This is a genomic window from Streptomyces sp. NBC_01216, from assembly GCF_035994945.1.
Lineage (GTDB): Bacteria > Actinomycetota > Actinomycetes > Streptomycetales > Streptomycetaceae > Streptomyces.
Map to the genome: position 1 here is coordinate 4,892,325 of NZ_CP108677.1, position 24,818 is coordinate 4,917,142.

Genomic DNA, 24,818 nt, shown 5'->3' on the forward strand with positions numbered 1-24,818 from the left:
GGGATGACGCCGGGGCCTCTCGCGAGGCTCCGGCCGGCCCCCGGAAGGCCCGGTACAGCGAAGGGGCGGACACCGTCTCCGGTGCCCGCCCCGGGGCATGTCATGCCAAGGTGTGACCCTCGTTACGGCGTGTCCCTACTCCGTGACCTTGCCGATCACGACGCTGCCGGTGCCCGCGGCGGTTCCGCGCGCGTTCAGCAGCTGGACCTCGCCGAAGAACCGCCGGCCCTCCGGAGCCATGCCGGAGACCAGGACCTCGGCGCCGACCTGAGTGGTCGCGCCGTTCGCCAGCTTCACCCGCTTCGTCTCGTCGACCTGCACGGTGCCGAGCGCGGAGGAGTAGTAGACGTCCTTGTAGTCGTAGGTCGTGCCACCCTCCGCCTGGACCGAGTAGCCGTCGATGACGATGGTGTAGGTGCCCGCGGCCGGCTTGACCAGGGAGACGGACTCCTCCGAGTCGCCGTCGGCCGACTGGCCGACCTGCTTGTCGCCCAGGTAGACGGTCAGGTCGAGGTCGGCGGCCTTGTCGGAGGTGTTGCCGATGGCCACGTCGAGCCGCTCGACACCCTCGCCGATGGTGACGGTCTTCGTCTGCTGCTCGTGGTGCCCGATGGTCGGGGTCTCCACCCGGGCGGAGCCCAGCGGGCCGCCCTTCAGCGTGCCGTCGATCGCGGCGAAGGAGTTGGTGATCTTCCATTCGACGGCGGCCGGGGTGCCTACCTTGGCCTCGTCGACGGTCTGCACCGCCGGGTCGAAGACGGCGCCGAGCGCCGACACGTCCAGCCGGTAGGGGTTGTTCAGGTCGGGCGAGGTACGGCGGGCCTCGACCTCGATCTCCCAGACGCCCGGCGTCGGGTTCGCGTACGACCGCAGGTCCGGACGGCAGGTGTTGGCCGGGTTGTAGTGCGGGTAGCAGACGTTGGACGCGGTCGACTCGAACGGCACACCGTAGGGGTGGATCGCGATGAACCGGGTCTGGCTCTTCGCCTTCAGGCCGCCGAGGGCGACCTCGAGGGTCTTCGCGCCCTTCGGGACGGTGATGAAGTACGACTTCACGTCGTTGCGCTGTACGGAGCCGGTGGCGGTGAACGTGTAGCCGGGGGCGGTCAGATCGCCGGCGACGACGACGGTCGCCATGATCTGCTTGTCGACGCCCTCGGTGAAGAAGTCGTCGGCCTCCAGGATGACGCTGTGCACACCGGCGGTCTTCGCGCGGGCCTGCAGCTTGACGGTGACCGGCTTGTTCAGCGGCATGGCGATCCAGTCGCCGCCGACGATCCGGAAGGTGCCGTCGTTGTGCTTCAGGTTCAGCCGGTGCCAGAGCGTCCGGTTCGGACCGCTGGTGCGCGTGACGGTGACCTCGTAGACCTTCTTCTGGCGGACCTTGAGGCCGCCCTCACGGTCGTACACACCGGTGCCGGTGTGCGGGGCCGGGAAGATCACGGTGTCGACCGGGGCCTCGACCTTGTAGTCGTGCGCGGTCGCGCCGAAGCGGATCGAATCCCAGGCGTCCACGATGTCCACGAGGCCGGCACCCTGCTCGTGCGCCGCGACACCGGAGATCCGCTTGGCGGTCGAGGTGAGCGCGGTGCGCAGGGTGAGCGGGGAGAGGTCCATGTGCCGCTGCTTGGCCGCGGAGATCAGCAGCGCGCCGGCGCCGGCGACCTGCGGCGAGGACATCGAGGTGCCGTTGAACATGGCGTAGCCGGCGGGCAGCTCGTAGCCGGCCTCGGGCACGGGGGAACCGGCCTGCCAGGTCGGGACGGTGCTGATGGCCGAGCCGGGGCCGGTCACGGTCGGGGTGAAGCCGCCGTCCTCACGCGGGCCGCGCGAGGAGAAGGGGAACATGGCGTACTTCTTCTTGACGTCCGAACCGTAGTTGGCGGCCCAGGTCGCCTTGGAGACGCCGGCGCCGACCGAGATCACCTTGTCGGCGAGACCGGGGTCGCCGATGGTGTTGGTGCCGGGGCCGGAGTTGCCGGCGGAGATGACCAGCTGGACGCCGTACTCGTCGATCAGCCGGGTGTAGAGGCGGGCGCGGACGTTGTCGCCGTCGTTGAGCGCGGGCAGACCGCCGATCGACATGTTGACGATGTCGACGCCGCGGTTGACGACCAGGTCCACCATGCCCTCGGTCAGGGCGGTGTTGGTGCAGCCGCCGGACCAGGTGCAGGCGCGGGCGGAGACGATCTTGGCGCCGGGAGCGGCGCCGTCCATCCGGCCGCCGAACATGCCGTTGGCGGCGGTGATGCCGGCGACGTGGGTGCCGTGGGCGGACTCGACGACGCCGATGTTGACGAAGTCGGCCTTCTTGCCGACCCAGCTGCCGCCGTAGGGGTCCATCGGGACGTCCTTGCGGATCTCCACGACGAACGGGGTCTTCTCCGCGACGTCGGTGGACGGGTCGTCCGTGCCGAAGTAGCCGACCTGGTGGCCGTCCTTGTACGGCTTCATCGGCGCGTTGTTCGTGAAGTCGCCGTCCTGGTCGGTGTCGACGCGGACGGTGCCGGCGGCCGGGTCGTACAGCATGCCGAAGACGTCGGTGGTGTCGCCGTCCCGGTTGATGTCGCCCTCGGGGTCGCCGCCCTGGGTGGCCGCCTCGGAGAAGCGGTTGAAGCGGTAGGTGCCCTCGGGCGCCTTCCAGCTCTGTCCGGAGGCGCTGAAGACGGGGCCGGTGACCTCGGTCACCTGGGCGCGCCAGGTGCCGTCGCCCTCGGTGATCGGGTCGGTGGCGGTGACCCAGTCGACGATCTTGCGCTCGCCGGTGGTGGTCTTCTGCAGGGCAGGGTGGGCGAGGTCGACACCGGAGTCGAGGATGCCGATGGTCACGCCGCGGCCGTCGGCCCGGGGGTGGTCCTGGACGAACTCGACCGCACCGGTCTCGAAGGACGGGTTGTACGGGTTCTTCGCCGGCGTCTTCCTGTCGGGGCCCGTGTAGGTCCGCTTTCCGCGGTGGCCGCCGGCGGCGCTCGGGGTGCCGGCGTCCGGGGTCGGGTCGTCCAGCACGATCTCCGCCTGGAGGTCGATCGACTGGACCGCGGACAGCTTGGTGGCGGCCTTGATGGCGGCACCGGCCTTGGCGGTGGGCAGGGTGGCGCGGACGTAGCCGAGCTTGTCGTCCTGCTTGCCGATCGAGGCGCCGTGGACCGCGTCGAGCTGGCCGGCCACCTGCTCGGTGGCGCCGGGCGCGGTGGCCACGAGGATCGTGACGTTCCGCGCGCCGGTGGCCTCGGCCTCGGACAGGCGCTGGGCGTCGGTGGCGCCGAGCTTGTCGGCGGCGTCGGCGGACTTGACCGGGGGAGTGGTCGCCGGCTCTTCGGCGGCCAGGACCGGAGCAGCGCCGGCCGCGATGAGCGCGGTCACGAGTCCGGCGGCGGCGGCGATGCGTGCCGCGCGTCTGTGCCCGGGGTTCGAGTGCCCGGCTATGGAGCTCTGCGATGCGGGGGTGGTCATTTACATCCCTGTTTTGGTGAAAGAGAGAGTCCGGAATTCGGCACCGGATGACCGCTCACACTTTCGCAAGTGACAGGGGTTTGTGGAGAGTTGCCGGGTGGCGGGATGACGGGATGGCGGACATCCGCCACTGTCCGGCATACGCCATAGGGAACGAACAGCGTCCAAAAGGGCGTTTGGGTCGGGGTGGGCGAGGGTGGGGCGAGGGTGGGGCGAGGGCGGAGTGGGGGTGCGGCGAGGGTGGGGCGAGGGTGCGGCGAGGGTCGTGCTTCCGGCTTCGCGCGCCGGACGGCTTCATGACGGCGCGGGATCGGGTGCCGGGGCGGGGAGGGGTGTCGGCGCGGATGCCGGGGAGGAGCCGCTCGGCAGGTGCTCAGGCGTCCTTGGCGCGGGCGTGATGCCGCGAGGCCTTGGCCCGGTTCCCGCAGACCGCCATCGAGCACCAGCGGCGGGTCCCGTTCCGTGAGGTGTCGAAGAAGTGCAGGATGCACGCGTCATGGGCGCAGGCCCTGATGCGGTCCGGGGCCGTGCGCAGCAGGTCGAGGTAGTTGCGGGCGGCGGTCCAGCCGGGGCCGCGGGTGGGGTCGCGGAACTCCACCTCCTCGCCCGGTCCCTCGGTGGTCAGTGTGGCGCGGATGCGGCCGTGCCCGAGGACGGCGTCGACCCGCGCCGTGGCGGCCGGGTCTCCCGGGCGGTCCACCAGTGCCGCGAGGGCGTCGCGGGCCGCGAGGGTGTGGCGCAGGGTGGCCGGGTCGGCGGTGAAGCGTTCGTGGAGTCCGTTGGCGCGCAGCCACACGGTCAGTCCCGCCTCGTCCGTGAGCAGGTCCTGGCGTACGCCGTCCCGCATCCACCGGGTGTTGAGCAGATCGAGGGCCACCGGCTCGCCCGTGAGGGGGCGTGGGTCGGAAACGGTCATCGTCGACGGCCTTCCTCGGTGAGTAACCCCTCAAGGGTACGTGACCGGTTGCGCTTACGCCTGGCTAACCCTTAAAGTCAATTTAAGAGGTTAGCCCTCCGGGGGCTCGCCGTCGTACAGAGGGGAACCGCCATGCCGGCGATCGGCACGCTGCACACGGGGCACACCGGCCTCAACGTCACGGACCTTCAGCGTTCCCTCGGCTTCTACCGGGACGTCCTCGGCTTCGAACCCCTTGGTGAGGGCGCGGAGGAGGGCGGCCGGTTCGCGCTCCTGGGGCAGGACGGGCAGCTCGTCCTCACGCTCTGGCAACAGGCCGACGGCGCCTACGACTCCGGGCGCTCCGGCCTCCATCACCTGGCCTTCCGGGCCGAGTCGATCGAGCGCGTCGAGGCGGCCGAGACGGCGCTCAGGGCGCTGGACGTCTCCTTCGCCTACGAGGGAGTGGTCGCCCACGGCGAAGGCTCCGCCTCAGGCGGCATCTTCTTCCACGACCCGGACGGCATCCGCCTGGAGATCTTCGCCCCCACGGGCGCCGAGGGCGCGCCGGCGCCGTCCGGCACCGCACCGACCTGCGGTTTCTTCTGAGCGGCCCCGCAAGCGCGACCGCCCGCACCCGTGGCCCCGCGGGCGGGATGCCCCCGGCATCCCGCCCGGCCGCCGAACGAGAGGACGTCCCATGGACTCCGTGCACGCCTTCCACTCCGGCTCCCTCGCGGTGCAGCGACGCCTCGGCGTCCGCGACCTCGCCGCCCACGTCGGCCGCTCCATCGGTCCCGGCATCCGCCCCGTCGCCGCGGCCTTCCTGGAGGCCCAGCCGATGCTGGTGCTCGGGGCGGCGGACGCCGACGGCAGGGTGTGGAGCGCCCTGCTGGCCGGCCGGCCCGGATTCGTCCGGGCGACCGGCCAGCACACGATCTCGGTCGCCGGCGGGGTCCCGGACCACGATCCCCTCGCCGGAGCGGTCACCCCGGCCGGCACCGCCGTCGGCACGCTCGCCCTCGACCCGCGCACCCGCCGCCGGATGCGCCTCAACGGCACGGCCCGGCCCAGCCCGCGCGGCTTCACGGTCGAGGCGGAGCAGGTCTTCTCCAACTGCCCCAAATACCTGAGGAAACGGGAGCCGTACCCACCCGACCCCGACGCCCTTCCCGGGGCCGTGCGGCGCGGCACGGCACTCGATCCCGGGCAGCGGCGCTTCGTCCACGCCGCCGACACCTTCTTCATCGCGACCAGCGCCCCCGACGGCATGGACGCGAGCCACCGCGGCGGCGATCCGGGCTTCGTCCGGGTCGACACCCCGACCGAGCTGAGCTGGCGGGACTACCCGGGCAACGCGATGTTCCTGACTCTCGGCAACCTGGAGTCGGACGGCCGGGCCGGCCTGCTCTTCCCGGACTGGCGAACGGGCACGACGCTCCAGCTGACGGGCGACGCCACCACCGACTACGGCCAGACGGAACGGACCACCCGCTTCTGTGTCCGAGAGGTCGTCGAGATCCCCCGCGCCGTCCCGCTGCGCTGGTCGGATCCCGTGCACCCGCCGGCCGGCCCCCGGCCCGCCTGACCCGGCGCACCGCCCGCCACGCGGCGGGCGACCCCCACCTCACCCGGCCCCGCGAAGGAGACCGAGAGCCCCGTGACGACCGCCCCCGCTCCCGCACGGCCACCCGCGCGCCCGCGCCTCCGGTCCGTCGCGCTGTCCACCGCCGTCAGTGTCGCCGCGCTGCTCGTGCTCGTCGCCGTCGGCGGCGTACTCGACCAGCCGCTGCTCATCCCTCCACTGGCCGCCAGTATGGCCCTGCTCGCCGGGGCCCCCGAACTGCCGCTGTCACAGCCCAGGTCGGTCGTCGGCGGCCAACTCCTCTCGGCGCTCACCGGCTTCGCCGTCCTCGCCGTCGCGGGGCCGGGGCTCTGGGGCGCGGCTGTCGCCGGCGGGCTCGCGCTCGGTGTCATGTCGGCGGCCCGCACCCCGCACTCGCCGGCCGCCGCCACGGCCGTGATCGTCGCCCTCCAGGCACCGCCCCTCCCGGCCTTCCTCGCGCTGCTCCTGCTCGCCTCCGTCCTCCTCGTGGCCCTCGGGCTCGCCGGCGCCCGAGCGGCGGGCCGCCCCTACCCGGCCTACTGGTTCTGATCCCGCCCCGGGAAGCAGGAGTCGAGGGCGGCGGCCCGCCAGGGGGAATCCGGCTCGCACCCTCACGGAGAAGGGTGCCCCGGAGATCCTTCAGCGGGGCAGCACGACGACATAGGCGGCGGGCTCCCGGTCCCCCGCGGCCATCAGGGCCGTACGGACCATGGTGGCCTGCTGTTCCCGGGCCTCCCGCAGCCCCCGTGGGGTGAGGTGGACGACGGTGATGCCGACGCGCTCCAACTGCTCGCGCTTGCGGGCGTGCTCGGACCACAGGGCGTCGTCGTCCTGTCGCCTGGCCCGGGTGTCCAGTTCCACCGCCACCGCCTGGTCCGGCCAGTACGCGTCCACCTCACCCAGGTGCGGGCCGCCCGGCAGCCGCAGGTCCACGTTCCACACCGGGTCGGGCAGCCCGTGCTCCCGCACCATCGCGTACAGCCGGTCCTCGGCGACCGCTCGTCCCTCGGCCAGCAGCGCGTCCACGGCCTCCACGACGTGCGGCCGGGTCAGCAGTCGCGCCCGGTTCAGTTCCCGTACCACCGGGCCCGGTTCGCAGTGCCCGCCGCGGACGGCCTCGATGAGCAGCCGGCGCACCGTCCCGGCGTCGCTCAGTCCGGACACCGCGTCCGCGAGCGCCCACGCCACCGGTGCGACCGGAACACCGGCGATCTCCGTCGCCTCGGGCATCTCCGGGGACCGGACCACCCGGACCCAGCCGGCCGACCGCAGCCGCCGGGTGCGGGGCACCAGCACCTCGATCCGTTCGAGTCCGGCGGGCGGAGGGACGTGGGCGAAACCGTGCAGGGCGAGGGCCGCCTGCCCGGTGACCACGGCGTCCGGCCCCTGGGCCGGCACCGCGCCGGAGTGCCGCGCGTACAGGAGCGCCGCCTCCAGCCGGTCCTCGCCCGTGGGGTGCCCGGGGTGCAGCAGGAAGACCCCGGGGAGCAGCTGCTGCCAGCCCCCGCCCGGCCGGCCGTACGCGGCGATATCGGCTCCGGTCATACCGAGCGCCCTCAGTTGCGCCGCGCAGAGCACCCGGCGGGCGTCGACCGCCGGGAAGGGGAAGGAACGGGGGGAGGTGGGGGTGTCGTGGTTCATGCTGGGGGTCTTCCGCCGCCCCCGGCCGCGCTAACCGCTGTGACGATCCCGTCGACATTTCGGGACGAGCTCGTCCTCAAGCGGGCGCGTCCTGGGCCGAAGGCCCCTCACGCCTCACGCGGACGGCCCCGGGCCCGCCCACGCGTTCCGGGGGCCGTCCGCCGGCGGGCCGCCGCTACCGCGCGCGGCCGTCGCACGCCTGGGCGCGCAGGGCGCGGGCCAGGTCGTCGCGCGCCTCCAGGACCAGCCGGCGCAGCGCCGGCGCGGCCGACTCGTGCCCCGTCAGCCAGGCGTCCGCCGCCGCGAGCGTCTCCTCGCTGTCCTGAAGACCCGGGAAGAGACCGCGGACCACGTCCATGCCGATCTGGATCGAGCGCTCCTCCCACAGTCGTTCGATCGCCGCGAAGTACTTCGGCGCGTACGGCGCGATCAGCTCGCGCTGCGAGGACTGGACGAAGCCCGAGATCGTCGCCTCCACCAGGGCGTTCGAGAGCATGTCCGACTCGACGACCTGCGCCCATGCCTGCGCCTTGACCGCGGCGGAGGGGCGGGCCGCCAGGCAGCGCACCTGGTGGCGCTTGCCGGTCGCCGTGTCGTCCCGCGACAGCTCCTCGTCGATCCGGGTCTCATCGGCGCGGCCGTGCGCCGCCAGCGGCGCCAAGAGGGCCCAGCGCAGCTCCTGGTCGACGTCGAGCCCGTCGATCTTCGCCGTGCCGTCGAGCAGACCTTCCAGGAGTCGGAAGTCCGCGTCGGTGGTGGCGGTGGCGGCGAGGAAGCGAGCCCAGGTGAGCTGGTGCTCGCTGCCCGGTTCGGCCAGCCGCAGCTCGCGCAGCCCGCCCTCGGCCAGCAGCCGGCCGCCCTCCGGGCGCCAGTCGGCCGCGGCGTAGTGCGTGACGGCGGACTGCGCCCAGGCGTGCACCATCTGGAGGACGCCGATGTCCGTCTCGCGGCCCGCGAAGTCCAGGACGGTCGCGACGAAGTCCCGGGCGGGCATCAGCCCGTCGCGGGTCAGGTTCCACAACGCCGACCAGCACAGGGCGCGCGCCAGCGGGTCCGTCATGTCGCCGAGGTGGGCGCGCAGCGTGGCCAGCGACCCCTCGTCGAAGCGGATCTTGCAGTAGGTCAGGTCGTCGTCGTTGACCAGGACGAGCGCGGGCCGTTCCTCGCCCACGAGCCCGGTCACCGCCGTGCGCACGCCGGTGATGTCGGCCTCGGCCCGCGCGTACCGCACCAGCTCGCCCTCGGTCGACAGCCGGTACAGGCCGACCGCGGCCCGGTGTGGGCGGAGCTCCTCGCCGTCCTGGACGACGGCCAGTTCGGTGATCCTGCCGTCCGCGTCGTACGTCACCTCGGGCGTCAGCGCGTTGACCCCGGAGGTCTGGAGCCAGGAACGGGACCACGCCTTCATGTCGCGGCCGGAGGTCTCCTCCAGGACGGACAGCAGGTCGGCCAGGCGCGTGTTCCCGTAGGCGTGGCGCTTGAAGTAGCGGCGCGCGCCCTCCAGGAACGCGTCCCGGCCCGCGTACGCCACCAGTTGCTTGAGGACCGAGGCGCCCTTGGCGTAGGTGATGCCGTCGAAGTTCAGCTTGGCGTCCTCCAGGTCACGGATGTCGGCCGTGATCGGATGGGTGGACGGCAGCTGGTCGGCCCGGTAGGCCCACGCCTTGCGGTTGTTGGCGAAGGTCACCCAGCTGTTGGTGAAGCGGGTCGCCTCGGCCAGCGAGAACGAGCCCATGAAGTCCGCGAAGGACTCCTTCAGCCACAGGTCGTCCCACCACACCATGGTGACCAGGTCGCCGAACCACATGTGCGCCATCTCGTGCAGGATGACGTTCGCCCGGCGCTCGTACGCCGCCTGGGTGACCTTGCCCCGGTAGATGTACTCCTCGCGGAAGGTCACCATGCCCGGGTTCTCCATCGCGCCGAGGTTGTACTCGGGGACGAATGCCTGATCGTACTTCCCGAAGGGGTACGGGTAGTCGAAGTTGTCGTGGAAGAAGTCGAAACCCTGCTTGGTGACCAGGAAGACGTCGTCCGCGTCGAAGTGCCGGGCGAGGCCCTTGCGGCACATCGCGCCGAGCGGGATCTCCAGCTCGGTCCCGTCCGCCAGCGTCCGCCGGTAGGTGTCGGTGACGTGGTGGTAGGGCCCGGCGACGACACAGGTGATGTACGTGGAGATCGGCTCCGTCTCCGCGAACCGCCACACCGTGCCGTGCCCGCGCGTGTCGTCCGCGTCCTCCCGTACCCGCTCGCCGACGCCGTTGCTCCACACCGTCCAGCCCTCGGGGGCGGTCACCTCGAACCGGTAGGGCGCCTTGAGGTCCGGCTGCTCGAAGTTCGCGTACACCCGGCGGGCGTCGGCGGGCTCGTACTGCGTGTAGAGGTAGACCTCGCCGTCCTCGGGGTCGACGAAGCGGTGCATGCCCTCGCCGGTCCGGCTGTAGGCGCACCGCGCGTCCACCACCAGGACGTTCTCGTCGGCCAGGCCGTCCAGCGCGATCCGCGCGCCGTCGAAGACGAGGGACGGGTCGAGCGCGCGGCCGTTCAGCTCCACCGCGTCCACGGCCGGCGCGATCAGGTCCACGAAGGTGGCCGCGCCCGTGCCTGTACGACGGAAGCGGATCGTCGTCACCGAGCGGAAGGTCCGCACCTCGTCCGCGCACTCGCCGACGGCCGAGCGCAGGTCGAGGGACACCTCGTACGCGTCGACGGTCAGCAGCTCGGCCCGCTCGCGGGCCTCGTCGCGGGACAGATTCTCTCCGGGCACGGGCACTCCTTCGTGGCACGTTCGAAACAGCACCGATCCTCCCATGTGCGGCTGTCGCCCGGCGCACGGGGAATGTCCTCGGCGGCGCGTGGCGTTGCCTCACCGGCGCACGTGTCCGTCAGATAGCCGTCCACGAGGAGTGACATGTCCGAGAGCAGGACCACCGCCGACTTCTGGTTCGACCCGCTGTGCCCCTGGGCCTGGATGACCTCCCGCTGGATGCTGGAGGTGGAGAAGGTGCGTCCGGTGGACGTCCGCTGGAAGGTCATGAGCCTGGCGGTGCTCAACGAGAACCGGCTGGACGAGGTCCCACCGGAGTACCGCGAGATGCTGGAGACCCAGGCGTGGGGGCCGGTGCGCGTGGTGACGGCGGCCCAGCGGCTGCACGGCGACGAGGTCGTCGGCAAGCTGTACACCGCACTCGGCACCCGCTTCCACAACGACGGCGAGGGCCCGACCCGTGAGGCCATCGTCGGCGCGCTCGCCGACGCGGGCCTGCCGGCCGAGCTGGCCGACTACGCCGACCAGGACGTCTACGACGCCGAGTTGCGCGCCTCCCACAAGGAGGGGATCGACAAGGTCGGCCAGGATGTCGGCACGCCGGTCATCTCCGTGCCCGGCTCGGACGGCGACGAGGTCGCCTTCTTCGGCCCGGTGGTCACCCCGACGCCGCGCGGCGAGGCCGCGGCCCGGCTGTGGGACGGCACGCTGCTCGTGGCGGCGACGCCCGGCTTCTACGAGATCAAGCGCACCCGCACGGCGGCACCCAGCTTCGAGTAGCCCGCCTGCCGCCGGGCCGGATGCCCGCGCCGGGGCCCGCAGCCCGCGCCCGGCCCTCGTCGAAACGGCCGGGCGGTCCGCACCCGCGCAGCGAAGAACCCCCGTGATTCACGTCATCACGGGGGTTCTCCGTCATTCCGTCCGCCACGCGAAGGCTGAGAAGACGATCACGAGCAGGACGACTGGGGGCCGATCAGAAGGAGATCAGCGGGACGGAGGCCCTGGCCGCCTGGTAGCGCTTGTTCACGTCCTGCCAGTCGACGACCTGCCACATGGCCTCGATGAAGTCCACCTTCTGGTTCTTGTACTGAAGGTAGAACGCGTGCTCCCAGGCGTCGAAGACCAGGATGGGCACCGATCCCTGGCCGACGTTGCCCTGGTGGTCGTAGACCTGTTCGACGATCAGCCGGCCGCTGACCGGCTCGTAGGCGAGGACGCCCCAGCCGGACCCCTGCGTGGTGGCCGAGGCCTTGGTCAGCTGGGACTTGAACTTCGTGAACGAGCCGAAGGACTCGGCGAGCGCGTCGGCGAGCTCGCCGACCCCGTCGGCGGCCAGCGGCTCGCCGCCGCCGCCGTCCTTCGGGCTGTTCATGTTGTTCCAGTAGATGCTGTGCAGGATGTGTCCGGACAGGTGGAACGCGAGGTTCTTCTCCAGGCCGTTGACGGCACCCCACGCGTCCTTCTCGCGTGCCTCTTCCAGCTGCTCCAGGGTGTCGTTCGCACCCTTGACGTAGGCGGCGTGGTGCTTGTCGTGGTGCAGCTCGATGATCTGCGGATTGATCACCGGCTCCAGCGCCGCGTAGTCGTAGGGCAGTTCCGGAAGTGTGTAGATCGCCATGTGCCGAGCCTCTCGCCGCTTCTGCTTATTGCAATCTATATGCAAGTGCAGGCTAGCAGCAGTAAGGGTGCCCGGCCGGTCGGCCCTCCGGCCGGGCACCGACGTCCCCCGGATACGGCACGAACCCCCGGACCGAAGGCGGTCCGGGGGTTCGTGCCGGCGGGGGGCGGCGGATTCAGGAAGCGCGGCCCACGGCCTTCTGGCGCACCAGACCGACGGCCGCGAGCAGCAGCGTCAGCCCGCCCGTCCAGTACAACTGCACGCGGGTGCCCTCCTCGCGGGCCATCAGGAAGAAGATGACCGCCATGCCGGCCAGCGCCAACCACGTCAGCACCGGGTACGCCCACATCCGCACCACCAGTTTCTCCGGTGCCTCGCGCTCGGTCCGGCGGCGCAGCACCAGCTGTGAGACGGCGATGAAGAACCAGACGACGAGGATGATCGCGCCGATGGTGTTCAGCAGCCAGAGGAAGATGTCGTCCGGCCGCCAGTAGCTGAGCAGCACGCAGCCGAAACCGAAGACCGAGGAGACGAGCACGGCGGGACGCGGCACTCCGCCGTACTTCCGGCCCAGCGACTTCGGGCCCTGGCCGCGGTCGACCAGCGAGCAGGCCATCCGGGAGGCGCCGTAGACGTTGGCGTTCATCGCCGAGAGCAGCGCGACCAGCACCACCGCGTTCATGATCTGACCGGCCGCCGGGATGCCCAGGTGATCCAGGGTGGCGACGTACGGGCCCCGCTCGACGACCGCCTCGTCGCCCCACGGTACGAGGGTGACGATGACCGCCATCGAGCCGATGTAGAAGACGGCGATGCGCCACATCGCCGTCCTGACCGCCTTGGCGACACCGCGCACGGGGTGCTCGGACTCGGCCGCCGCGATGGTCACCGTCTCCAGCCCGCCGTACGCGAACACGGACGCGAGCAGACCCACGATCAGGCCCTCGGAGCCGTTCGGGAAGAACCCGCCGTCACCGGTCAGGTTCGTGGTGCCCGGCGCGTCCGAGCCCGGCAGTACGCCCACGATGGCCAGGACGCCGATTCCGAGGAAGAGGACGATCGCCCCGACCTTCAGGGTGGCGAACCAGAACTCGAACTCGCCGAAGTTCTTCACCGCCGCCAGGTTCGTCGCGCAGAACACCAGCATGAACAGGGCCACCCAAGCCCACTCCGGCGTGCCGGGCAGCCAGCCGGTCATGATCTTCGCGGCGCCGATGCCCTCCAGGCCGACCGCCACGCACAGCAGGAACCAGAAGGACCAGCCCGCCGTGAAACCGGCCCACGGGCCGATGGCCCGCTCGGCGTGGACGGAGAAGGAGCCGGACGCCGGGTTCGCCGCGGACATCTCGCCCAGCATGCGCATCACGAGCATGACGAGGAGGCCCGAGATCGCGTAGGCGACCACGATCGAGGGGCCGGCCGCCGCGATGCCGGCACCGGAGCCGACGAAGAGACCGGCACCGATCACACCGCCGAGGGCGATCATCGAGAGATGGCGCTGCTTGAGTCCGTGTGTGAGCCCGCTCGGTGAGGTCGCGCCGTCGTCCTTGCGGTCGGCGGGCGCGGGCGCGGGCGCGGTGGTCCGTGACATGGGCCGCCCTGTTCGTTGACTGAGGGTAGGAACCGCCACAGTCTGGGTGGCCACACCGCTCACAAGGAACGAATGTCCGCTATACGGTCACTATCTTCACGGAATGTGAACGGACGTGACCCCGTCGTGTCCCGTGCCCCGCGCCTGCGCCAAGGGAGGGGCTTCGGAGAAGGGGTGTCGGTCCGGAGCCGTCATGCGACGGGATGTGGCCGGCGAGTCGGCGAGCCGGTCGCGGGAATCCAGGGTTCGGGCACGCGTTTATGGAGACCCCACAGTCTCCCCATCGGGAACGCCTCAGAGCAAAACGGACCTCTCGCCAAGGACTGCCCGTGACGAGCGTCACGCGACACGCGGGCGAGCCGCCCCGTCTTGTCCGTTCCCGACGAAGAGCCCGCCCCTCGCTTGTGGACCGCTGACGGTGATCGGACGCTCACTCCTCGACTACGGTCGATCCGTCCGGCCCTTCCCCCGGCCTTCGCACGGGGGCCCAAGCCCGCGGAGTACCGATGACCACCGCTGTCGCCCCCGTCCGTCCCCTCCACGCGGGGACGGTCCTCGCCGACCTGCTGCCCTCGCCCCGGGTCTTCGCACGCGAGGCCGCCTCCAGCCGGGCGCGCGACATCGCCCTCGTCGTCGGCGGCGCCGCCCTCACCGGCATCGCCGCGCAGATCGCCGTCCCCGTCCCCGGCTCCCCGGTACCCGTCTCCGGCCAGACCTTCGCCGCCCTCCTCGTCGGCTCCGCGCTCGGCGCCCGCCGCGGTCTCCTCTCCCTCGCCCTGTACGCGGTCGCCGGCGTGGCCGGCATGCCCTGGTTCGCGCAGGGCGCCTCGGGCTGGTCGATGCCCTCCTTCGGCTACATCCTCGGCATGCTGCTCGCCGCCGGTCTGGCCGGCGCCCTCGCCCGCCGTGGCGCCGACCGTTCGGTGCCGCGCACGGCCGCCACGATGGTGCTCGGCTCCCTGGTCATCTACGCGGTGGGCGTCCCCTACCTGGCCCTCGCCACCGGCATGTCCCTGTCCCAGGCGGTCGCGGCCGGCCTGACCCCGTTCCTGATCGGCGACGCGCTCAAGGCCGCACTGGCCATGGGGCTGCTGCCCGCCGCCTGGAAGCTCGCCGGCCACCGGGCCTGAGAGGCCCGGTCGGAGACCACCCGACAGGCTCTCAGGGTCTCCGGAGAGGCCGGGGGACCCGGTGGACCGGCACCGGAAGGGGTGAAGGTGCCGACCCCGGCGGCGGCCGGCCACCGCCGCGCGTGCCACACTCGGAACCATGCGCGTGTACCTCGGCTCCGACCATGCCGGCTTCGAACTCAAGAACCACCTCGTCGAGTGGCTGAAGGCCCATGGCCACGAGCCCGTCGACTGCGGACCCCACATCTACGACGCCCTGGACGACTACCCGCCGTTCTGCCTGCGGGCCGCGGAGAAGACGGCCGCGGACACGGAAAGCCTCGGCATCGTCATCGGCGGCTCCGGCAACGGCGAGCAGATCGCCGCGAACAAGGTGAAGGGGGTGCGCGCGGCCCTCGCCTGGAGCGAGCAGACCGCCGCCCTCGGCCGCGAACACAACAACGCCAACGTCGTCTCCATCGGCGGCCGGATGCACACCCGGGAAGAGGCGACGAAGTTCGTCGAGATCTTCCTCGCCACGCCGTACTCGGGCGACGAGCGCCACAGCCGCCGCATCGACATGCTCACGGCCTACGAGACGACCGGCGAACTCCCCCCGATCCCGGCCCACCACCCGCAGAACGAGGCCTGATCCCTCCATGCCCGAAGGGCACACGATCCACCGGCTGGCCGCCGACTACCGGGAACGGTTCGGCGGCCGGCCCGTGCGCGTCACCAGCCCCCAGGGCAAGTTCGCCGACTCGGCGGCGCTGCTCGACGGCGCCGTGCTCATGGACACCGAGGCCCACGGCAAGCACCTCTTCCTGGGGTTCCCCGGCCGCGAGTGGGTACACATCCACCTCGGCCTGTTCGGCAAGGTCGCCTTCGGCGCCGCCCCCGCGCCGCCGCCCACCGACACCGTCAGGCTCCGTCTGGCCCACGCCGACGCCTACGCCGACCTGCGCGGCCCGACGGCCTGCGCGCTGATCACGGACGGCGAGAAGACGGCGATACACGACCGCCTCGGCCCCGACCCGCTCCGCCCGGACGCCGATCCGGCCAGGGCCTGGCGGCGCCTCTCCGCCTCACGCACCACGATCGCCGCCCTGCTCATGGACCAGAAGATCGTCGCGGGCGTCGGGAACGTCTACCGCGCCGAGGTGCTGTTCCGCCACGGCATCGACCCCTACCGCGCGGGCCGCGACCTCACGGCCGGGCAGTGGGACGCCGTCTGGACCGACCTCGCAGCCCTGATGCGCGAGGGGGTCCGCCTCAACCGCATCGACACCGTCCGCCCCGAACACGCCCCCGAGGCGACGGGCCGCCCGCCGCGCGTCGACGACCACGGCGGCGAGGTCTACGTCTACCGCCGCGCCCGGCAGCCCTGCCACGTGTGCGGCGCCGTGATCCGCACCGCCGACCTCGCCGGCCGCAACCTCTTCTGGTGCCCCGGCTGCCAGCCCGCCTGACCGGTCCCGGGCCGGCCCCGCCGGCGGGCGAAGGGCGACCCGCACCGCGGCACCAGGACGTGTCGCGGGAGTCCCTCCCGGCCCGTGACGCCTGGTACGCGCGCTCGCCGCGTTGCCGGAGTCATCCGAGTGCGCCCGGTACGAGGATGATCCTCCGCCTTGCGATCACACGCACCAGACGCGGCGGGCCCCGCCCTCCGGGCGGACGGAGCTACTTCCCCACACGCCCTAGAAGCCGTGCGGCAGCCACGGAGCCACCGGCGTCCCGAAGGCCACCGACGCCTCCACCAGCGCCCCGTCCCGAAGCTCCCGTACCCGGCCCGCCGCCGCCAGCGACACCAGCGAGGTCCCGCCCAGATACGCCGCGCCCAACTCCCTTGCCGAGAGGGAGAGATCGGCCCGGTCGCCGGTCGGGACGCACACCGCCCCCTTCCCGTCCCCGGTCAGCCGCCAACGCCCCTCGTTCCACGGGCAGAACGCGTCCGTCACCTCCCACACCACGTCCACCGGAGTCAGGTACGTCCGCGCCTCCAGCGCCGCGCCCACGTCCACCAGACGCACGTGCAGCGCGTCGCGCTGCGAAGGCGCGCAACGCCGGATGTCGCTCACCAGATGCTGCCAGGCGTCGTCCACCGGGCGGCTGTGGATCCGCACCTTCGACGTCAGGTCGACGGAACACAGGAAACGCCACAACGCCGCCTCCGCCGCCGGGTCCAGCGCCTCCAGGTCCCGCACCAGCACCGAGCCGTCGGCTCCCGTCGGCGACCACTCCGGCTTGATCGCGTACAGCGTGTACCCGACCACCTCGCCGTCCCGTTCCGCCAGCACGCACTGGAGCGGCGAGGCCCCGTTCCGCTCGCCCGACGGGTCGAGCCGCGGCACCCTGTCCCACCCCGGCTGCCGCACGAGCATCCCCGGCCGACGCGTGACCCGGCGCGCGTACACCGCCTCGCACCGCGCCGTCGCCTCCACCGGATCGACCTGGCGCAACGTCACCTCGTCCGTGCCCGCCGGGACCGCCAGCCCTACCCGGTGCGTGTCGATCGTCGCCCGGGTCGTGCAGGTGCCGACCCCGTAGCCGAAGCGCCCGTAGATCGCCGGCTCCGACGCCGTCAGCACCGCCAGCGGTTCCCCCCAGGCCCGGACGTCGTCCAGCTGGCGCCGCATCATCGAGGTGAGGACACCACGCCGTCGGTGCGTCCCGGCCACACTGACCATCGTGACGCCCGCCGTCGGCACCACCGCCCCGCCCGGCACGGACATCCGGAAACGGAACGCCCCCGCCGTACCGACGCACCGCTCATCGTCCCAGACCCCGAGGAAACGCTCGTACTCGGTCAGCTCCCGCCACAGTGCGCGCTCCTGCGCCGACTCCGGCACACCGCCGAACGCCAGCTCCAGCGTCGCGTACCAGTCGTCCCACTCGGCCGGCTCGAGTACCCGCAGGTCAGTAGTCATATGCCATCGATATCAGCGCCTCCGTGCCTGGGGCGACCCGATTTCACGCGCAATGTCTCAGGGGTCCCCCTGCACGCGGTCCGTTCGGGTGGATAGGGTCCAGCCCAATGGGACGTCGTACGGGAGTCGATTCGTACGGGGCCCGGCTGCGCAAGAGCGCACACCGGGCCCGCATCGCGCTGCGCAAATCCGGGGTCGACTACTTCCGGGGTGACGGCTCCGACTGGGTGGCGCTGGCCGGTCTGCTGCTCACCGTCCCGGCGATCACCTGGGGCACCCTCGCCAACCCCGTGTGGTGCGCCCCCGCCGCGCTCGTCCTGCCGATCGTGGCCGGCGGACTGCTGCTGCGTCCCGCGAGCCTCCTCGGCCTGTACGCGGCCTCCGCCGGCGCGCTGATCGTCGAGTCGCTCGTGCTCGGCCCCTACCTGGAGGGTCCCGCCCGGGTCACCCCGGGCACGGTCCTGGTCGTCGCCGCCTGCGGACTCTTCGGGCTGCTCATCGCCCAGTTCCGGGCACGCGTCGGCGTGCCCTGGCGCCGCGGCGGCACCATGCTCTTCGACCTGCGCGAACGCATCCGGGTCCAGAGCGCCCTACCCCGCCTCCCGCAGGGCTGGCACCGGGAGATGGCCCTACGCCCGGCGGGTGGCCAGTCCTTCTCCGGGGACTTCGTCGTCGCGGCCCGCACCCACGGCGGCCGGACCCTGGAGGTCCTGCTCACCGACGTCTCCGGCAAGGGCATGGACGCCGGCTCGCGCGCCCTCCTGCTGTCGGGCGCCTTCGGCGGACTGCTGGGCTCACTGCCCCCGCACGGCTTCCTGCCCGCCGCCAACGGCTACCTCCTGCGCCAGGACTGGGACGAGGGCTTCGCCACCTCCATCCACCTCGTCCTCGATCTGGAGTCCGGCGACTACGAGCTGCTGTCGGCCGGGCACCTGCCCGCGCTCCAACTCCACGCCGGCAGCGGACGCTGGGAGGAGAAGGCCGCCGAAGGCCCGCTCCTCGGCGTCTACGACGGCGCCGAGTTCCACCCGGTCAAGGGCTCGCTGCGGCCCGGAGACGTCCTGATGCTCTTCACCGACGGACTCGTCGAATCGGCGGACCGTGACATCGCGGAGGGCATCGACCGGCTCACCGGCGAGGCCGACCGCTACGTCGCCTCCGGCTTCGAGGGCGCCGCCTGGCACCTCATCGAAGCCTGCGCCAAGGACGTCAACGACGACCGCGCCCTGCTGCTCATCAGCCGCCAGGGCTGACCGGCCGGGCTCCCGCCGCCGACGCGGCGCCCCGCGCCGCCGTACAGTCGGCGCATGCCGCACCTCAGCCTCGCCGAGATCGAGCGCCTCGCCCGTGACGCCCACCAGGGTCAGACCGACAAGGCGGGGCGCCCGTACACCGAACACCTCCAGGCCGTCGCGGAGGGGGTACGGGCACGGGGCGGCGGCGAGGAGCAGATCGCGGCGGCCTGGCTGCACGACTCCGTCGAGGACGACGCGCTCTCCGCCGAGTGGCTGGAGGCAGCCGCCCTGCCGCGCGCGGTCAAGGACATGGTCCTCGCCCTGAGCAGGCGCGCGGGCGAGGGGCCGGAGGCGTACACGGGGCGGATCCTGGCCACGCCCGGGGCCCTGCTGGTGAAGGAGGCCGATCTCGCCCACAACACCGATCCGGCCCGGCTCGGCGCACTGGACGAGCCCACCCGGGACCGGCTGACGGCCAAGTACGCCCGGGTACGCGCCCTGCTCGGTCTCCCGTCCGCCTGACGGCACACGGCCCGCGCCCGCTCCGAGCCCCCACGCGCCCGGCGCCGCGACGCTCGTGTCCCGCGTCGGCCGGGCCGGCGGTGCTCAGCCCTCGCGCCGGAACGCCCAGGCCATCCGGGGTTCGGTCACACAGCGCAGCGCGCGTCGGACCGGCGGCGTGCACAGCAGGGTCACCGCCGCGGCGGCCAGCAGCGTCACCAGGATCTCGCCGCCGGGGGACCCGAGCCACGGGTACTTCTCCGCGAGATGCGCGTAGGCGAAGCCCTTCACCACGAAGCCGTGCAGCAGGTAGCCGCACAGGGTGCCCCCGCCGAGCACGGTGTACCAGGTCCGGCGGCGGGGCACCCAGGCCAGGAAGGCCGCCGTCAGCGCCAGCGCGCAGCCGAACAGGAGCAGCGTCATCACCGGCCCGGTCCACCCGGGTGCGCCGATCTCCTGCGCGCTGTCCGCCCGGTAGAACCATCCGTGGCGGATGTCCGGCGCCACCCGATAGGCGACGACGAACGCCGCAAGCGCCACCACCGGCGCGAGCGCCCGTACCGCGCGTCTGCGCACCAGCTCGAAGTGATGGGGCCGCAGCACCAGACCCAGGACGAAGAACGGCAGGAACTGCAGCACCCGCTGGAGGTCGAGGTCGCCACCGATCCCCGGCGTGAGGGAGGCGAGCGCCGCCACCGTGAGCGCCACCGGCACCGGATGGCGCAGCGTGAGCCAGAGCGGGGCCGACAGCCGCCAGACGAAGAGGGCGAGCAGGAACCAGGTCAGGTAGAAGGGGTCGGTCAGGCTGAGCGGCTGGTCCGGTTCGCCGCCCGCCCAGCGCAGATACAGCGAGTAGGCCGTCTCGAAGACGAGGTACGGCACCAGCACCCCGGTGATCAGTCGTCTGAGCTGGTCGGGCCGGCCGGTGAAGCTCCGTGAGAAGTATCCGGAGACCAGGATGAAGGCCGGCATGTGGAAGGTGTAGACGACCAGGTAGAGCGCCTGCGTGGTGCGGCTGCCGCCCATCAGCGGCTCCCAGGCGTGACCGACGGCCACGAGCACGATCGCCGCGTACTTCACGTTGTCGAAGTACGCGTCGCGCCGGCCGGCCGGAGGCGTGGGGGTGTCGGCCGGTCCGGGCACCGGCTCCTGGCGGGATCCGAGCCGTTCGGACAGGGGTGGGGGGGAGGACATCTGCCGCACACTAGCCGCGCCAAATCGCAGACGTAAAGCTCTGGAACGCCCGTACGCGTCCTGTCTGTGAATGCGGTGAGAACCCCGTGAATGATCGTTTAGAACGCGCCGAAGTGGATCTTCCGTTTACTTCGCCCTCGCGGTGGCCGGACATCGGAATTTGCTGTGGAGAAGAGGTGAGGGAAGCGGAGTGGCGGGTCCCGGATTCCCCGGTTGGCTCGATCCCGGCCTCGACGATTCGTCACCCGGCATCGATGGGAAGGAAGTTGGTGGCACGATGGGGGCAGCGGGGGTGTTCTGTGACGTGCGCTCCCGGGCGGCAAGGTGGGACCGACCGAGGGTGTGATCAGTTGTGGCCATTTCGCTATCCGTGGTGCTGCTGTTGGCGGTCATCCTGGTGGTGCTGATCCGCGGGGGGAGCCTCAAGGCCGGCCCGGCCGTCGTCGCGGTGCTCTTCGGCTTCTTCCTCGCCTCCACGGGCATGGCCGACGACATCCAGCGCTTCCTCGACTCGATAACGGAGACCGTCGGCTCCATCAAGTTCTGACCGCGGCTCCGCCCCGGGCCCGGGGCGGAGTGAAGCGACCGCGCCGTAGCCGCCCGGCGCGCGCCCCGGCCCGTGGATCTCCGGCCCGGAGACACCCGGGGTCGAGGGGCGCCTCTCCGTACCCCGAATCCGGCCCCGAGGTCCCCGTGCGTCCCCGGCCGCCTCGGGAAACGCCTCGGGGCCAGACGGGAGAAGGTGTCTCCTGCCTGGCCCCGGGCCAGAAGAGCGGGCGACGGGAATCGAACCCGCGTAGCTAGTTTGGAAGACTAGGGCTCTACCATTGAGCTACGCCCGCGAAGATCGCACCGCAGGTCACGAGGCCCGCGGCACGGACAGCATCGTAGCGGGTCCCGGGCGGTCCCCGCACACCCCCGGAAACGGGGCGTCGCGCTGTCTCCGTCCATGTACCCTACGTGTCGCACCGACGGGGTGTGGCGCAGCTTGGTAGCGCGTCCGCTTTGGGAGCGGAAGGCCGTGGGTTCAAATCCCGCCACCCCGACCATCACGTCCGACCAGCGTCACCGGACACCTGGGTGGGCGACCGCTGACAGGGCCGGGCTCCCGCAGGCAAGATCGCGTTGTGGGCGCCATGCCGCTTGCGGCTACTATGCAAGCTGCGTGCCCGTGTGTCTCTCTGACCGGGCCGATCGGCCGGAACCGCTCACCAGCGGCATCGGCAGAATCCAAGAATCAGCCACCAAGGAGACCGAACCGTGAAGAGCGCCGTGGAGACCCTGAACCCGACTCGGGTTCGGCTCACTGTCGAGGTGCCCTTCGAGGAGCTCAAGGACAGCCTCGACGCGGCGTACAAGAAGATCAACCAGCAGGTCACGGTCAAGGGCTTCCGCAAGGGCAAGATCCCGGCTCGTGTGATCGACCAGCGGTTCGGCCGTGGTGCGGTGCTGGAGGAGGCCGTCAACGACGCCCTCCCGAAGTTCTACACCGAGGCCGTCAACGAGGCCGAGGTCAACCCGCTGGGTCAGCCTGAGGTCGACATCAAGGAGCTGAAGGACGGCGAGCTGCTGGCCTTCACCGCCGAGGTCGACATCCGTCCGGCGATCGAGATCCCGGACTTCTCCGGCATCGAGGTCACCGTCGACGCCGTCGAGGTCACCGACGAGGACGTCGAGAAGTCCGTGGAGCAGCTGCGCGAGCGCTTCGCCTCCACCAACCCGGTCGAGCGTGCCGCGGCCGAGGGCGACGTCGTCACCCTCGACCTGGAGGCCAAGGTCGACGGGGAGGTCCTCCCCGACGGTGTCGCCGAGGGCGTCTCCTACACCATCGGTTCCGGCGAGCTCCTCGACGGCATCGACGAAGCCGTGACCGGCCTGGAGGCCGGCGGCGAGGCCACCTTCACCTCGCAGCTGAAGGGCGGCTCCGCCGAGGGCAAGGACGCCGAGGTCACCGTCAAGCTGAGCGCCGTCGCGGCCCGTGAGCTTCCCGAACTGGACGACGAGTTCGCGCAGATGGCGTCGGAGTTCGACACCCTCGACGAGCTCAAGGCCGACAGCCGCAAGCGCCTCGAGAACATGAAGCAGTTCGACCAGGCCACCCAGGCCCAGGAGCGCGTCCTCGACGAGCTCCTCAAGCTGGTCGAGGTCCCGATGCCCGAGAAGCTCCTCGAGGACGAGATCAACACCCGCAAGCACAACCTGGAGCACCACCAGCTCGGCCAGATGGGCCTGAACCTCGAGAAGTACCTGGAGCTCCAGGGCAAGACCGAGGACGAGTTCCTGGCGGAGACCAAGGAGCAGGCCGAGAAGGGCATCAAGACGCAGTTCATCCTCGATGAGCTCGTCAACCGGGAGAAGCTGAACGTCAGCCAGGAGGAGCTCACCGAGCACCTCATGCGCCGCGCCGCCTCCTCCGGCATGAGCCCCGACCAGTTCGCCCAGGCCGTCGTCGAGGGTGGCCAGGTGCCGATGCTCGTCGGCGAGGTCGCCCGCGGCAAGGCCCTCGCGGTCGTCGTCGAGGCCGCCAAGGTCGTCGACACCAATGGTGAGGCCGTCGACCTCGAGGACGACGAGGCCGAGACCGAGGCCGCCGCCGAGACGGTCGAGGCCGTCACCGGCGGGACCGAGGCCGCCGAGGAGGAGAACGAGGGCTGATCCTCGCTCCGAAACCGGTCCACGGGCCCGGGTGCACTGCGGTGCGCCCGGGCCCGTGGGCGTCTGCGCGGGACCCCAACTACCTTGCGCTCCCAGCGAACAGTTCGGGAAGCGGGATGGCGTTGTCCTACCTGCGCGTTAGGGTCCATGAATACGAGGGCAGGGTCGTACCCCGTCCCCGGTACGAGAGACGCTGAGACGGCCGGAGCCGTCAGAGACGAGCAGGTGGATACGTGACGAATCTGATGCCTTACGCCGCGGGTGAGCCGTCCATCGGTGGCGGCCTCGGCGACCATGTCTACAACCGGCTGCTCGGCGAGCGCATCGTCTTCCTCGGCCAGCAGGTCGACGACGAGATCGCCAACAAGATCACCGCGCAGATGCTCCTCCTGGCAGCAGACCCGGAGAAGGACATCTTCCTGTACATCAACAGCCCCGGTGGCTCGGTGACGGCCGGCATGGCCATCTACGACACCATGCAGTACATCCCGAACGACGTCGTCACGATCGGTATGGGCATGGCGGCCTCGATGGGCCAGTTCCTGCTCACCGGCGGTACGGCCGGCAAGCGCTTCGCGCTGCCGAACACCGACATCCTGATGCACCAGGGCTCCGCCGGCATCGGTGGTACGGCCTCGGACATCAAGATCCAGGCCGAGTACCTCCTTCGCACGAAGAAGCGCATGGCCGAGATCACCGCGCTGCACTCCGGCCAGACCGTCGAGGCGATCATCCGTGACGGTGACCGAGACCGCTGGTTCACCGCGGAGGAGGCCAAGGCGTACGGCCTCATCGACGAGATCATCTCCGCCGCTTCGGGCGTTCCGGGCGGCGGCGGCACGGGCGCCTGAGCCCGGCAGTCCGCTGAAGAGCCCCAGCCCACCGAACGCCACCAGGATGGTGAACACCCCAATGACCCCCAACTTCTCCGCGAGCGGCCTTTACACCGGCGCCCCGGTGGACAACCGGTACGTCGTCCCGCGCTTCGTCGAGCGCACCTCGCAGGGCATCCGCGAGTACGACCCGTACGCGAAGCTCTTCGAAGAGCGCGTGATCTTCCTCGGCGTGCAGATCGACGACGCCTCCGCCAACGACGTCATGGCACAGCTCCTCTGCCTGGAGTCGATGGACCCGGACCGCGACATCTCGATCTACATCAACAGCCCCGGCGGCTCCTTCACCGCGCTGACGGCCATCTACGACACCATGCAGTTCGTGAAGCCGGACATCCAGACGGTCTGCATGGGTCAGGCGGCCTCCGCCGCGGCCGTGCTGCTCGCCGCCGGCACCCCCGGCAAGAGGATGGCCCTGCCGAACGCCCGTGTGCTGATCCACCAGCCCTCCGGCGGCACCGGCCGTGAGCAGCTCTCCGACCTGGAGATCGCGGCCAACGAGATCCTGCGCATGCGCACCCAGCTGGAGGAGATGCTGGCCAAGCACTCCTCGACGCCGATCGAGAAGATCCGCGACGACATCGAGCGCGACAAGATCCTGACCGCCGAGGAAGCCCTCGCGTACGGTCTTGTCGACCAGATCGTCTCGACCCGCAAGAGCACGGCCGCCTCGGCAGCCTGACCCTCGGATCCCCCCTGGCACGCGCACGCGGAACACTCCCGTTCATGTGAA

21 protein-coding genes and 2 tRNA genes are annotated in these 24,818 nt (G+C 71.4%); 14 read left to right on the forward strand and 9 right to left on the reverse strand.

Features of this window, described 5'->3' with window-relative positions:
* Positions 1-135 precede the first annotated feature (135 nt).
* Positions 136-3,453: a S8 family serine peptidase gene (locus OG393_RS21795; protein WP_327376356.1), complete on the reverse strand. Its 3,318-nt coding sequence runs from the start codon at positions 3,451-3,453 to the stop codon at positions 136-138.
* Between the two features lie 373 nt (positions 3,454-3,826).
* Positions 3,827-4,369 (reverse strand): CGNR zinc finger domain-containing protein, encoded by a 543-nt coding sequence (locus tag OG393_RS21800; RefSeq protein WP_327376357.1) that lies wholly within the window; start codon positions 4,367-4,369, stop codon positions 3,827-3,829.
* A 132-nt stretch (positions 4,370-4,501) separates the two neighbouring features.
* On the opposite strand from OG393_RS21800, the gene OG393_RS21805 reads away from it, so the two are divergent.
* The 3 genes from OG393_RS21805 (at position 4,502) to OG393_RS21815 (ending at position 6,503) form a co-directional block, all read left to right on the forward strand.
* Entirely contained in the window at positions 4,502-4,957 is a 456-nt protein-coding gene (locus OG393_RS21805) for a VOC family protein (protein WP_327376358.1), read from the forward strand.
* Positions 4,958-5,048: 91 nt separating this feature from the next.
* Complete coding sequence (locus tag OG393_RS21810; protein ID WP_327376359.1) at positions 5,049-5,936, forward strand: pyridoxamine 5'-phosphate oxidase family protein; 888 nt, start codon at positions 5,049-5,051, stop codon at positions 5,934-5,936.
* 72 nt (positions 5,937-6,008) lie between these two features.
* Entirely contained in the window at positions 6,009-6,503 is a 495-nt protein-coding gene (locus OG393_RS21815) for an HPP family protein (RefSeq protein WP_327376360.1), read from the forward strand.
* A 90-nt stretch (positions 6,504-6,593) separates the two neighbouring features.
* On the opposite strand, the gene OG393_RS21820 is transcribed toward OG393_RS21815, so the two are convergent.
* Both OG393_RS21820 and pepN read right to left on the reverse strand, forming a co-directional pair.
* Positions 6,594-7,595 (reverse strand): hypothetical protein, encoded by a 1,002-nt coding sequence (locus OG393_RS21820; RefSeq protein WP_327376361.1) that lies wholly within the window; start codon positions 7,593-7,595, stop codon positions 6,594-6,596.
* Between the two features lie 175 nt (positions 7,596-7,770).
* Complete coding sequence (gene pepN, locus OG393_RS21825; protein WP_327376362.1) at positions 7,771-10,362, reverse strand: aminopeptidase N; 2,592 nt, start codon at positions 10,360-10,362, stop codon at positions 7,771-7,773.
* 144 nt (positions 10,363-10,506) lie between these two features.
* Here pepN and OG393_RS21830 point away from each other — a divergent pair, with 144 nt between their 5' ends.
* The gene (locus tag OG393_RS21830; RefSeq protein ID WP_327376363.1) at positions 10,507-11,142 is read left to right on the forward strand and encodes a mycothiol-dependent nitroreductase Rv2466c family protein; all 636 of its coding nucleotides are present in this window, start codon (positions 10,507-10,509) and stop codon (positions 11,140-11,142) included.
* 193 nt (positions 11,143-11,335) lie between these two features.
* On the opposite strand, the gene OG393_RS21835 is transcribed toward OG393_RS21830, so the two are convergent.
* Together OG393_RS21835 and OG393_RS21840 are read right to left on the reverse strand one after the other, a co-directional pair.
* Positions 11,336-11,980, reverse strand: coding sequence for a superoxide dismutase (locus OG393_RS21835; protein ID WP_327376364.1), 645 nt, complete (start codon positions 11,978-11,980; stop codon positions 11,336-11,338).
* A gap of 175 nt (positions 11,981-12,155) precedes the next feature.
* On the reverse strand, positions 12,156-13,571 hold the full coding sequence (locus OG393_RS21840) for an amino acid permease (protein ID WP_327376365.1): 1,416 nt from the start codon (positions 13,569-13,571) through the stop codon (positions 12,156-12,158).
* Between the two features lie 506 nt (positions 13,572-14,077).
* On the opposite strand from OG393_RS21840, the gene OG393_RS21845 reads away from it, so the two are divergent.
* The 3 genes from OG393_RS21845 (at position 14,078) to OG393_RS21855 (ending at position 16,149) form a co-directional block, all read left to right on the forward strand.
* Positions 14,078-14,701, forward strand: coding sequence for a biotin transporter BioY (locus OG393_RS21845; RefSeq protein ID WP_327376366.1), 624 nt, complete (start codon positions 14,078-14,080; stop codon positions 14,699-14,701).
* 139 nt (positions 14,702-14,840) lie between these two features.
* A complete protein-coding gene (locus OG393_RS21850; RefSeq protein WP_327376367.1) occupies positions 14,841-15,332 on the forward strand; it encodes a ribose-5-phosphate isomerase in 492 nt (163 codons plus the stop codon).
* Positions 15,333-15,339: 7 nt separating this feature from the next.
* Entirely contained in the window at positions 15,340-16,149 is an 810-nt protein-coding gene (locus OG393_RS21855) for an Fpg/Nei family DNA glycosylase (protein WP_327376368.1), read from the forward strand.
* Between the two features lie 228 nt (positions 16,150-16,377).
* Here OG393_RS21855 and OG393_RS21860 read toward each other — a convergent pair whose 3' ends face one another.
* Positions 16,378-17,607: a GNAT family N-acetyltransferase gene (locus OG393_RS21860; protein WP_327376369.1), complete on the reverse strand. Its 1,230-nt coding sequence runs from the start codon at positions 17,605-17,607 to the stop codon at positions 16,378-16,380.
* A gap of 107 nt (positions 17,608-17,714) precedes the next feature.
* Between OG393_RS21860 and OG393_RS21865 the strand changes: the two genes are divergently transcribed.
* Together OG393_RS21865 and OG393_RS21870 are read left to right on the forward strand one after the other, a co-directional pair.
* Entirely contained in the window at positions 17,715-18,860 is a 1,146-nt protein-coding gene (locus OG393_RS21865) for a PP2C family protein-serine/threonine phosphatase (RefSeq protein ID WP_327376370.1), read from the forward strand.
* Between the two features lie 54 nt (positions 18,861-18,914).
* The gene (locus tag OG393_RS21870; RefSeq protein ID WP_327376371.1) at positions 18,915-19,364 is read left to right on the forward strand and encodes an HD domain-containing protein; all 450 of its coding nucleotides are present in this window, start codon (positions 18,915-18,917) and stop codon (positions 19,362-19,364) included.
* An 84-nt stretch (positions 19,365-19,448) separates the two neighbouring features.
* On the opposite strand, the gene OG393_RS21875 is transcribed toward OG393_RS21870, so the two are convergent.
* Complete coding sequence (locus OG393_RS21875) at positions 19,449-20,537, reverse strand: acyltransferase family protein (RefSeq protein ID WP_327376372.1); 1,089 nt, start codon at positions 20,535-20,537, stop codon at positions 19,449-19,451.
* Positions 20,538-20,889: 352 nt separating this feature from the next.
* Between OG393_RS21875 and OG393_RS21880 the strand changes: the two genes are divergently transcribed.
* Positions 20,890-21,084, forward strand: a complete 195-nt coding sequence (locus OG393_RS21880; protein WP_327376373.1) for a hypothetical protein — start codon at positions 20,890-20,892, stop codon at positions 21,082-21,084.
* 224 nt (positions 21,085-21,308) lie between these two features.
* Here OG393_RS21880 and OG393_RS21885 read toward each other — a convergent pair.
* A tRNA-Gly gene (locus OG393_RS21885) sits at positions 21,309-21,379 on the reverse strand.
* Positions 21,380-21,509: 130 nt separating this feature from the next.
* Here OG393_RS21885 and OG393_RS21890 point away from each other — a divergent pair.
* From OG393_RS21890 to OG393_RS21905, 4 genes are all read left to right on the forward strand, one after another.
* A tRNA-Pro gene (locus tag OG393_RS21890) sits at positions 21,510-21,586 on the forward strand.
* 211 nt (positions 21,587-21,797) lie between these two features.
* Positions 21,798-23,192 (forward strand): trigger factor, encoded by a 1,395-nt coding sequence (gene tig / locus OG393_RS21895; RefSeq protein ID WP_327376374.1) that lies wholly within the window; start codon positions 21,798-21,800, stop codon positions 23,190-23,192.
* A 233-nt stretch (positions 23,193-23,425) separates the two neighbouring features.
* Positions 23,426-24,043 (forward strand): ATP-dependent Clp protease proteolytic subunit, encoded by a 618-nt coding sequence (locus OG393_RS21900; RefSeq protein ID WP_327376375.1) that lies wholly within the window; start codon positions 23,426-23,428, stop codon positions 24,041-24,043.
* 46 nt (positions 24,044-24,089) lie between these two features.
* Positions 24,090-24,767 (forward strand): ATP-dependent Clp protease proteolytic subunit, encoded by a 678-nt coding sequence (locus OG393_RS21905; protein ID WP_327376376.1) that lies wholly within the window; start codon positions 24,090-24,092, stop codon positions 24,765-24,767.
* Positions 24,768-24,818 lie beyond the last annotated feature (51 nt).

Coding starts and splice junctions, on each gene's coding strand:
- OG393_RS21795 (WP_327376356.1), bottom strand. CDS start 3,453: ATGACCACCCCCGCATCGCAGAGCTCCATAGCCGGGCACTCGAACCCC.
- OG393_RS21800 (WP_327376357.1), bottom strand. CDS start 4,369: ATGACCGTTTCCGACCCACGCCCCCTCACGGGCGAGCCGGTGGCCCTC.
- OG393_RS21805 (WP_327376358.1), top strand. CDS start 4,502: ATGCCGGCGATCGGCACGCTGCACACGGGGCACACCGGCCTCAACGTC.
- OG393_RS21810 (WP_327376359.1), top strand. CDS start 5,049: ATGGACTCCGTGCACGCCTTCCACTCCGGCTCCCTCGCGGTGCAGCGA.
- OG393_RS21820 (WP_327376361.1), bottom strand. CDS start 7,595: ATGAACCACGACACCCCCACCTCCCCCCGTTCCTTCCCCTTCCCGGCG.
- OG393_RS21830 (WP_327376363.1), top strand. CDS start 10,507: ATGTCCGAGAGCAGGACCACCGCCGACTTCTGGTTCGACCCGCTGTGC.
- OG393_RS21835 (WP_327376364.1), bottom strand. CDS start 11,980: ATGGCGATCTACACACTTCCGGAACTGCCCTACGACTACGCGGCGCTG.
- OG393_RS21840 (WP_327376365.1), bottom strand. CDS start 13,571: ATGTCACGGACCACCGCGCCCGCGCCCGCGCCCGCCGACCGCAAGGAC.
- OG393_RS21845 (WP_327376366.1), top strand. CDS start 14,078: ATGACCACCGCTGTCGCCCCCGTCCGTCCCCTCCACGCGGGGACGGTC.
- OG393_RS21850 (WP_327376367.1), top strand. CDS start 14,841: ATGCGCGTGTACCTCGGCTCCGACCATGCCGGCTTCGAACTCAAGAAC.
- OG393_RS21855 (WP_327376368.1), top strand. CDS start 15,340: ATGCCCGAAGGGCACACGATCCACCGGCTGGCCGCCGACTACCGGGAA.
- OG393_RS21860 (WP_327376369.1), bottom strand. CDS start 17,607: ATGACTACTGACCTGCGGGTACTCGAGCCGGCCGAGTGGGACGACTGG.
- OG393_RS21865 (WP_327376370.1), top strand. CDS start 17,715: ATGGGACGTCGTACGGGAGTCGATTCGTACGGGGCCCGGCTGCGCAAG.
- OG393_RS21870 (WP_327376371.1), top strand. CDS start 18,915: ATGCCGCACCTCAGCCTCGCCGAGATCGAGCGCCTCGCCCGTGACGCC.
- OG393_RS21875 (WP_327376372.1), bottom strand. CDS start 20,537: ATGTCCTCCCCCCCACCCCTGTCCGAACGGCTCGGATCCCGCCAGGAG.
- OG393_RS21905 (WP_327376376.1), top strand. CDS start 24,090: ATGGTGAACACCCCAATGACCCCCAACTTCTCCGCGAGCGGCCTTTAC.